Origin of the sequence: Verrucosispora sp. SN26_14.1 (assembly GCF_004307965.1) — a bacterium.
GTDB lineage: Bacteria > Actinomycetota > Actinomycetes > Mycobacteriales > Micromonosporaceae > Micromonospora.
The window spans coordinates 1-9,151 of sequence record NZ_SISL01000239.1 but is presented as its reverse complement, the minus strand read 5'-3'; the positions used below and the strand labels follow the sequence as shown (position 1 = coordinate 9,151).

The window sequence follows — 9,151 nt, the reverse complement described above, 5'->3', positions numbered from 1 at the left end:
GCGCGCAGCCCGGTGCGGTCCAGCTTTCCGGCGGACGCGCCGGGCTGCGCCACGGCGGAGGCGGGTACGACAGCGATCGTGGCGACCAGCGTGAGGCTGGTGGCCACCACCTTGAGTGTCCGAAGAGTGCGAGACATGGAAATAGCATCAATGTGTCCTGGTCGGTGTGCATCGTGCTCAGGCGCGAGATTCGACTCCCACTGCGGAGTGAGCCGCATTCGACCAGCGGCCTACCGCAGCACCACCGCCGCAGGTCTCGCGCATGACCCGGCACCCCGCCGGTACAGATGTCCCTGGACGCCGGGCGGTCGTCCCTGCCCTCCGGGACGTCCCGCCCACCAGCCTCGGAACGGTCAGGTTCGATGCGGCCCGGCCCGTCCGGTCCCGGTCTTGGGAGGAACACGTGGTGACGACAGCGGCGAAGGGGTCGGGCAGACCGCCCGGCCGACACGGCAGGCCCACGGGCCGCCGGGGCACCCTCGGACGGTGGTGTGCCGTCGGGATCGCGGCGGTGCTGACCGTGACCATGCACCAGACTCCGGCGCGGGCGGTCGAGCAGGTGCCGTTCGACGAGCACACCGTGCACGGTGCGCTCTTCGCTGCCGTGGTGCAGCTCCACGACAACGGTGCCGCCGGGCTCACCGACGCCCTGCTCACCGCCGAACTGCTGGACTGGCGTACGGCGAACCCGAACGCCGACGCCGCCCAGGTGGCGGCACACGCCAACGGCACCCGCGCGGCCGTCGCCACGGTGGCGCCCGACGGCAGCGGTGAGGAGCGGTCCCGCTTCGCCCTGGCGATGGCCCTGCTCGCGCGGCTGGGGGACACCCCGAGCAGCGGCGCGGTGCTCACCGGCCCGACGGTGCGGACCTTCCTGGACAGCACCGTCGGCGCCGAGGGCGCCAACGTCGTACCGGACATGCTGAACCTGGTCCGGGGCGGCTACCAGGACGCCGCGTGGAACGCGAAGTCCCGCGACGTCGTCCGCGAGACCTGGATGGAGCTGCACCGACGGGCGAAGGTGGACGACCCGCTGACCGTCGGGTGGGACGCCGCGTTCACCGGCCGCACCAAGACGGCGGTCCGCACCCCGGTGGACACGTTGCTGGCCACCCGCATCCACGAACCGCGTCCGGACGGCAACGCCGGCACGCTCGGCCACTACGTGCCGCTGACCGCCATCCGGGACGAGCGCGACGACCCGGCCGCCTTCCGCGCGCTGGTGCAGGACCGTGCCTACGCGGCGCTGGCCGTGCTGGACGCGGGCGGACGGGCCCGGGCCGACGAGGTGGTGGCCAGGGCGGCGACCTACCCGCTCAACGGCGACCCGAAGCCGACCGCGGCGGTCATCGACGAGGAGAAGCGCAAGACCGCCGAGAACAAGACGATCTTCGAGGGGCTCGGCTCCACGGTCAGCGTGCTCTCCACCGTGATGGGTTTCCACGACAAGAAGTTCGGCAAGCAGTTGGAGACGATCGGCAAGGCGATCGTCACCTCGGTCACCGCTATCAACACCTACATGACCACCGTGCTCGGCCAGGGGCTGAGCACCGCCGCCGTCGCCATGGGCACCGCGGTGCTCACCGGTAACCTGCTCGGCGCGGCGGTGAGCCTGATCGGTCTGTTCGCCGGCGGCGGCGACCCGAACGCCGCCGTGCAGGCCGAGATCGGCAAGCTCCGGGACCAGATCAACCGCCTGGCCCAGGGCATGGACCGGCGCTTCGACCGGATCGAGGCGGCGCTCGGCGAGATGTACGCCAACCTGGTCGCCCAGCTCGACGCGCTGACCCGGTCGCTGGACCAGGTCCACGCCAACCTCGGCCGGATCGCCACCCAGTTGCAGACCATCGAACGCAAGGTCGACGCGATGGCCCTCGCCACCCACGTGGCGTTGCAGAACATCGCCCGTGACCCGCTGAACACGGTCATCACCACCTACGTGCACCACAAGGAGATCACCGGGGAACCGATCCCGGACTACATCAACACGTACTTCCCGAAGGCCGAGTCGCCGACGTTCGAGTTCGCCACGCTGCGCGCCGCCGCCGAGGGCACCTTCACCGTTCCGGCCGGGACCAACACCACCGACCCGGTCTCGCAGCTCGACCTCTACCTGCCCGAAGGCTCGATCAACTACCTGACCCAGTGGGCCGGTCAGCGGGTCGGCGGCGCCTGGACCACCGGACCGGTGGCCAACGCCGCCGCCTGGAAGACCGCCGCCCGCACCTACAACATCCTGCAACTGCAGAACCCGCAGTACGCCAGGCGGATCGACACCGGGCGGGCCGAGGCGGTGGCCCTGGCCGGTGACGAGATCAACCAACGGGTCCGGCAGTTCAGCAAGCCGACCGACGACGGAGCCACCAACCCGCTGTTCACCGCGCTGGTCGACGACTACCGCACCGCCATGAACGGCTGGCGGGACCAGGCCGACAACGTCCGCCGCGCGGTGCTCTGGAACGGCAGCGACGCGATCCCCGAGTACGACATGTGGGGCAGCCCGGACCAGCAGATCGCCGCCGCCAACCGGATCAGCGAGACCGGCTCGATCGCCCCCTGCGCCGGGACTCTGGGCACCCGGGCGGTGCCGGCCACGCTGCGGCACAACACCCTGCCTAACCCGTTCCAGTTGGCCGCCCACGGCCTGCCGCCGGCCCACCGTCCCTCCTTCACGAGCTGCTACGAGGCGCAGTTCGTCAACGTGGTGGAGAACGAGGGACCCCGCTTCCACACCACCAGCGGGGACCTGCAGATCACCGTGCGGTCCCGGGTGAAGTGGGCCGGCGGCGACTGGCAGCAGGTCCGCAGCGCCACCCGGGTCTTCCCGATCGGTGTCTACTGCTCCTGGAGCGTCCGCTCGGAGATTCCCGACGGCTACTGCTACGACGAGCGCAAGTTCCTCGACGAGCGGTGGAACACCACCTATCGGACGGCCTTCGAGTCCGCCGCGATCCCGACGGTCGACGCCCAGACGGCGACCGCCCGGGCCAAGGCCGCCAGCATGCTCGCCGGCCGGCAGAAGTACTTCTACCGGGTGATGCTGGCCGGCTCCGGCACCGCCGCGCCGGACCCCGGCACCTGGGACTCGGCGAAGGCGCTGTGGCAGCAGGGCAAGAAGGTCTCCAACGCGCTGCGGCTGCTCCAGGCGTACACCGAGCTGGGTTGGGGCACTGCCCTGGAGTCCGACGACGGCCTGCGCGGTCTGCTCTTCGGCAGCCACGGTCTGCCGGCCGACTGGGCCCGGCCCCGCAGCGACGCCGACCAGTCCGCCAACCGGCACCTGCACAACGCGATGGCGCAGGCGCTGGCGAACTACGACGGCTGCACGCAGGTCGACGGATGGGACCCGTGCGGCGGCGACCGGTCCGGGTTCAACCCCCTGGCCAACCAGGGCCAGTACGGTGCCGGCTGCCCGCAGGCGACGAGCGGTGCCCCCCGTGACCCGCTCAGCGCGTGCCTGTTCGGGGCCGCCGAGCTGCGGGCCAACCAGCTCGCCGCCCGGTACGGCCACTGGTCGGGACGGGTGCACGCCGGAGCGCACGCCGAAGGGCTGCCGGACGTGACCGCGACGGTCGACATGACCCGTGCGGCCAGTCGGGCGATCCGGTTGGGCTGACCGGACGGGCCACGATCCCGCCGACCCGGGACATCCGCCCCGGGTCGGCGGGACACCCACCGGGTGACGATGGGCAGGTCGGACCTTCGCCGACGAACGCGACACCCGCGACGGTGCCACCGTGGACCCCGCGCGTGTCTACGCTTCGCGTGATCCTGAGGAGACCACCATGACCCTGCCCACTCGTGAACCGGACCGTGCCTCCGCCGACACCGACCCGCGCATCGTGCTGGTGGCCGGCGACGACACCTTCTGCCACGTCTACCGCAACCTCGCCGAACTGCTCGACGAGCAGAGGCACTACGACAAGCTCGACGGTCCGGTGGAGTTCTTCGACCCCACCGGCCGGCAGTTGATCCCGGCCTTCTCGCAGGACTGGCAGCTGGTGGAACTGCACCCCTCGCACCGCCCGGCCGCGCCGGAGATCCTGCGCGAACGCTTCAAGGCGGTGCTGGCGCACGTCGAGCAGTTCGTCCGGGAACGCCCGCAGGTGCTCGGCGACCACCGGATCGACGTCGAGGAGGTGCTCTCCGACCTGCCCGACTGCGACGCTCCGAACTTCACCGACGTCGTCGACGCGTTGCCGTGGCACTCACACGGCCATCGGGGCAACCTGCTGCACAATGCCATGCACGCGGCGGGCTGGGCTCGCTGACCCGACCCCTTTCCGACCCGTCCCGGAGGCTCCTTTGTCGCCGACCCCGCCACCAGTGACCGTCCGCCGTCGGGCCCTGGCGGTGGCGGGGACGGCCGTCGCGCTGCTCGTGGTCATCGGCCACCTGTGGAGCCGGGACGCCGCCGCCCAGGGCCCGGTCGCGGTGACCGCCAGCATGGCCGCCGCGTTCACCGCGCTCGGCACGCTGGTGCTCGCCGGTGTGCCGGGCCATCCGGTCGGGCGGCTGATGACCGCGGCCGGACTCACCGCCGCCGTCGCCGCCCTGTCGCTGAGCTGGTCCGGGATAACTCCGGTCGCCTGGGTGGGGCAGTGGCTCTGGTGGCCGCCGTACGGACTGGTCATCCTCGCCCTGCTGGTCTTCCCCGACGGCCGGCTGCCGAGACGGCGGTGGCGTCTGGTCGCGTACCTGATCGTCGTCACCACCGTCGTGGCCACCGTGGCGTTGGCGGTTGCCGCGCTCAGCGACCCCCGTCGGCTGCTGCTCTCGGCCGAGCCGGCCGCCACCGCCCAGGCCCGTACGCTGGTGCAGATCGCGCTGCTGGCGATCGGCGTCGAGGTGCTGGCGCTGCTGGCGGTGTTGGTCGCGCTGGCCGGTCGCTGGCGGCGTGCCACCGGCGAGACCCGCCAGCAGTTGGCCTGCCTGCTCGCCGCCGCGGTGTTGTTCCTGCTCGGACTGGTGCTCGACGCGCTCAACCTCTCCGGCGCCTGGGTGCTCATGGTGATCGCCATTCCCGGGGCGATGACCCTTGCCGTGCTGCGCTACCGGCTCTACGGCCTGGAACAGGTGATCAACCGCACGCTGGTCTGGCTGGTGATGAGCCTGCTGCTGATCGTGGCCTTCGTCTCCACCGTGAGCCTGCTGCGCGACCTGGTGCTGCGCGGCGACACCTCGAACGCCTCGCTGGTGACCACCGGGCTGATCGCGGTGACCTTCGAACCGTTGCGGCACCGGGTGCAGCGCGGCGTCAACCGCCTGCTCTACGGGGAGCGCGACGAGCCGTACGCGGTCCTGGCCCGCCTCGGGGACCTGCTGGAGAGGACCGTCGAGCCGCAGGCCGTGCTGCCGCTGCTCACCCGGACCGTCGCCGGCTCCCTCCAGGTGCCCTACGTCGCGGTCGAGCTGACCGCCGACCACGACCCGGATCGGCCCCCGAAGGTGCACGCCGAACACGGCCGGCCCACCGGTTCGGTGGAACGGTTCGACATGGTCACCCACGGCGAGCGCGTCGGCTCGCTGGTGGTGGCACACCGTACCCCCGGGACCCGCTTCACCTCCGTCGAGCGACGCCTGCTCAGCGACGTCGCCCTGCACGCCTCGGTGGCGGCGGCGACCGCGCGCCTGATCCGGGACCTGCGGGCCTCTCGCGAGCGACTGGTCACCGCACGGGAGGAGGAGCGCCGCCGGCTGCGTCGCGACCTGCACGACGGGCTCGGTCCCACCTTCGCCGGCATGTCCATGCAGGTACGGGCCGCCCGCAAGCTCGCCACCGACCGGCAGCGACTGGTCGGCATCCTCGACGGGCTCGCCGAGGACCTCCGGACCTGCACCGCCGAGGTACGCCAACTGGTCGACCAGTTACGCCCACCCGCCCTGGACCGTGGGCTGGAATCGGCCCTACGGGCGGAGTGCCAGCGTTTCGACGGCCCCGGCCTGTCGGTGCGCCTGCGGGTGGAGGACGAACTGGACCGGTTGCCCGCCGCCGTGGAGGTGGCGGCGTACCGCATCGTCGGTGAGGCACTGGCCAACGTGGCCCGGCACGCCCAGGCCACCACCTGCGACGTGGTGGTACGCCGGGGTCGCGCCCTGGTCGTCGAGGTGGGCGACGACGGTGTCGGTGTCCGCGCCCGACGCCCGGGCGGCGTCGGTCTGGACTCCATGCGCGAACGCGCCGCCGAACTGGGCGGCGAGTGCGACCTGGTGGACCGCGCACCGCAGGGCACCCTGGTACGGGTACGCCTGCCGTTCCAGCCGGTCGCGTCGGCCCCCGTTCCGGTGGACGGAACCGGCTGACACCATGAGCCGGGCTGGTCGAGGCGGTCGGGCCGGAAGTGGGGCGAGAGAGATGTCCGGACAGGGTCGGGTGCTGATCGTGGACGACCATCCGGTGGTCCGCCGTGGACTGCGGATCATGCTGGAGGGGGAGGGCTGGGTCAGCGCGGTGCTGGAGGCCGCCACCTGCGCCGAGGCGATCCGGCTGGTGATGACCGAGCCGGTCGACGTGGTCGCCATGGACGTCGGTCTGCCCGACGGCGACGGCGTCGAGGCCACCCGCCGGATCGTGCGGGACCGTCCGGCGACGGCCGTGCTCATGCTCACCATGGCCGACGACGACGAGGTGGTGAGCCGGTCGCTGCACGCGGGCGCCCGGGGCTACCTGCTCAAGGACACCGACCCGGACGTGATCGTCGACGCGCTGCGCACCGTGGCCGGCGGTGGACTCGTGCTCGGCCCCCGGGTCGGCCCTCGGGTGCTGGCCGACCTGCAGCGCCGGCCGGTGGAACTGCCAGCACCGTTCAACCAGCTCACCCCGCGCGAACGGGACATCCTGCGGTACCTGTCGGCCGGCGAGACCAACGCCCGCATCGCCCGCCGGGTCGGGTTGAGCGAGAAGACGGTCCGCAACCAGCTCTCCGCGGTCTTCGCCAAGCTAGGGGTCTCCGATCGGGTCCAGGCGGCTCTCCTCGCCCGCGACGTCGGTCTCTGAGAGCCGTCTTCGGCGGCGGACGAGACCCGACCGAGGTTACTCAACCAATTGGTTGACAATCATCGGGGCGTGCTGCGATGCTCAACCGCGTAGTTGAAATAGCAGTTCAACATGCTTGTCGACGTTGCCGCGAAGGAGAGCGCCACCATGACCGCCAGCACCCGTGAGACCCGGATCGTGGCCGACCCCACGGTCCCTCAGGTGATCATCACCCGCGAGTTCGACGCCCCGCCGGACGCGGTGTTCCGGGCGCACACCGATCCCGAGTTGTTCGCCCGCTGGATCGGTCCCCGAGACATCGCGACCGTGATCGACACGTGGGACTGCCGGAGCGGCGGATCGTACCGCTACGTCCAGCAGGCCGAGGGGTTCGAGGGTGGGTTCCGGGGCTGCTTCCACGAGGTGCGGCCGGGTGAGCTGATCGTCCAGACCTTTACCTTCGAGGGGATGCCCGACGGCGTCGCGCTGGAACGACTCTCCTTCGAGGACCTGGGTGGGCGCACCCGGCTGACCGCCACCTCGCTCGTCGACTCGTTCGAGGATCGGGACGCGTTCCTGGCCTCGGGTATGGAGGTCGGGGTTCGTGAGGGCTACGAGCAGCTCGACGGTCTGCTGGTCGAACGAGTCGCATGATGCGTGAGACCGATGTGGCGGAAGCCGTCGTACCGCCGGGCATCGCCGTGCGACGGTGGCCGACATGAGCGCGGACACGTTGTCGCCCGTCTTCTCGGCCCTGGCCGACCCGACCCGCAGGCGGATCGTGGCCCGGCTCGCCGCCGGGGACGCCACGCTGACCGAGCTGGCCGAGCCGTTCGACATGAGCCTCCAGGCCGTGGCCAAGCACCTCGCGGTGTTGGAGGAGGCCGGCGTGGTGACCCGTGGCAGGGACGGGCGTCGCCGGCCCGCCCACCTCGAAGTGGAGGTCCTGGACCTGATGGCCGGGTGGATCGAGCGGTACCGCCAGCGGGCCGAGGAGCGCTACCAGCGCCTCGACGAGGTCCTCGCCGCGATGTCGGACGCCGAGGAGGCGTCCGAGCCCGGCCGCGACGGCCACTCCGGCGTCAGCTCAAGGTGAAGGTCACGTCGTCGAGGTCGAAGGTCGTGACGCCGTTGCCGGCCGTCTCGCTGGCGAGGAAGCTGACCGTCGCGGTGCGCTCGACCGTCGCCGTCCCGCTCGACATGGCGTACTCGCGCCACTGTGCCCCACCGTCGAAGGCGAGTGAGAATCTCGTCTTCGGGGGTATCCCGGTGACCGCCAGCCCGACGTTCAGGTAGTCGCTCCGGCTGCTCTCCGTGGTCGTGGTCCGGACCCGGAAGCGGACCGTCAGGTCGCACTCGGCCGGCACGGTGACGGTGGTCCGCAGCAGATCCGACCGGGTCACGTCCAGCCCGGCGAAGGTGGCGTAGGCGCGGCCGGAGTGGGCGGGCCGCGCCGCGTCACCGAGTACGACGATGCGGGGGCCGGCCGTCCAGCCGGTGGTGCCGCGTTCGAACCCGGGGTTGGCGTGGATCTGCCCGGTGCAGGGCGCGTCGGTCGGCGGTGGATCGGCGGGGGCGCTGCCTGTGGCCAGGAACAGCAGGGCCGCAGCCGAGACGGTGGTGACGAGGGCCTTCATGTGTCCTCCCCGTGTCAAGACAGCTACATAAATCGACTTTGCTCGATGCTGTGCGGAGCGTCAAGCCCTTCCCGGATCGGCTCCGAGGCCGGTGTCCCGCTCAACCGCCCACCGCGAGATCGGCCACCTCGTCGGCGCACCCCCAGGACAGCGTGACCCCGGCTCCGCCGTGACCGTAGGCGTGCACGAGCCGATGCCCGGAACCGATCGACCGGTCCACCTCTACCCGGGGGCCGCCGTGGCGTGCCGGACGCAGTCCGATCCGTTCGCCGAGCACCGGGGCGTCGGCCAGTTCCGGCACGAGGGCGACGCAGCGCCGTCGGATCGCCGTCGCGGTGTCCGGGTCGGGCGCGGTGTGCCCCACGCCCGGCTGGTACGTGCCGCCGAGAACCACGTCGTGTCGGCGCGGGTGCACGTAGGTGATCCCCGCCGGGTCGTCCTCGTCGCGTACCGAGACGGTCAGGCCCGGATTCGCCACCAACACCAGGTGCCCGCGCACCGGGTACACGGCCGGGTCGGCGGCGAGCCGGCCGGCGGC

At 71.7% G+C, this 9,151-nt stretch carries 8 protein-coding genes; 6 read left to right on the top strand and 2 right to left on the bottom strand.

All coding sequences use genetic code 11. The annotated features are described in order from the left end of the window. Nucleotides 1-520: 520 nt before the first annotated feature. The 6 genes from EYA84_RS20055 (at nt 521) to EYA84_RS20030 (ending at nt 8,072) form a co-directional block, all read left to right on the top strand. A complete protein-coding gene (locus tag EYA84_RS20055; RefSeq protein ID WP_131054584.1) occupies nt 521-3,616 on the top strand; it encodes a hypothetical protein in 3,096 nt (1,031 codons plus the stop codon). 169 nt (nt 3,617-3,785) lie between these two features. Continuing rightward, nucleotides 3,786-4,271 carry a hypothetical protein gene (locus EYA84_RS20050; RefSeq protein WP_131054583.1) on the top strand — a complete coding sequence of 162 codons (486 nt, stop codon included), beginning with the start codon at nt 3,786-3,788 and terminating at the stop codon, nt 4,269-4,271. A gap of 55 nt (nt 4,272-4,326) precedes the next feature. Then, on the top strand, nt 4,327-6,303 hold the full coding sequence (locus EYA84_RS20045; RefSeq protein WP_236145859.1) for a GAF domain-containing sensor histidine kinase: 1,977 nt from the start codon (nt 4,327-4,329) through the stop codon (nt 6,301-6,303). 52 nt (nt 6,304-6,355) lie between these two features. Then, complete coding sequence (locus EYA84_RS20040; protein WP_131054581.1) at nt 6,356-6,997, top strand: response regulator transcription factor; 642 nt, start codon at nt 6,356-6,358, stop codon at nt 6,995-6,997. Nucleotides 6,998-7,108: 111 nt separating this feature from the next. Beyond that, entirely contained in the window at nt 7,109-7,630 is a 522-nt protein-coding gene (locus EYA84_RS20035) for an SRPBCC family protein (RefSeq protein ID WP_236145858.1), read from the top strand. A gap of 64 nt (nt 7,631-7,694) precedes the next feature. Next, nucleotides 7,695-8,072, top strand: a complete 378-nt coding sequence (locus EYA84_RS20030) for a helix-turn-helix transcriptional regulator (protein WP_131054580.1) — start codon at nt 7,695-7,697, stop codon at nt 8,070-8,072. On the opposite strand, the gene EYA84_RS20025 is transcribed toward EYA84_RS20030, so the two are convergent. Both EYA84_RS20025 and EYA84_RS20020 read right to left on the bottom strand, forming a co-directional pair. Then, entirely contained in the window at nt 8,059-8,613 is a 555-nt protein-coding gene (locus tag EYA84_RS20025; protein ID WP_131054579.1) for a hypothetical protein, read from the bottom strand. The two genes, EYA84_RS20030 and EYA84_RS20025, sit on opposite strands and share 14 nt — an antisense overlap. A 100-nt stretch (nt 8,614-8,713) precedes the next feature. Then, a partial coding sequence (locus EYA84_RS20020) for an FAD-dependent oxidoreductase (RefSeq protein ID WP_131054578.1) occupies nt 8,714-9,151 on the bottom strand: 438 nt, incomplete at its 5' end.

Excerpts from the sequence above, each read along its gene's own strand:
- EYA84_RS20050 (WP_131054583.1), top strand. The coding sequence starts at position 3,786 with ATGACCCTGCCCACTCGTGAACCGGACCGTGCCTCCGCCGACACCGAC.
- EYA84_RS20040 (WP_131054581.1), top strand. The coding sequence starts at position 6,356 with ATGTCCGGACAGGGTCGGGTGCTGATCGTGGACGACCATCCGGTGGTC.
- EYA84_RS20035 (WP_236145858.1), top strand. The coding sequence starts at position 7,109 with ATGCTTGTCGACGTTGCCGCGAAGGAGAGCGCCACCATGACCGCCAGC.
- EYA84_RS20030 (WP_131054580.1), top strand. The coding sequence starts at position 7,695 with ATGAGCGCGGACACGTTGTCGCCCGTCTTCTCGGCCCTGGCCGACCCG.
- EYA84_RS20025 (WP_131054579.1), bottom strand. The coding sequence starts at position 8,613 with ATGAAGGCCCTCGTCACCACCGTCTCGGCTGCGGCCCTGCTGTTCCTG.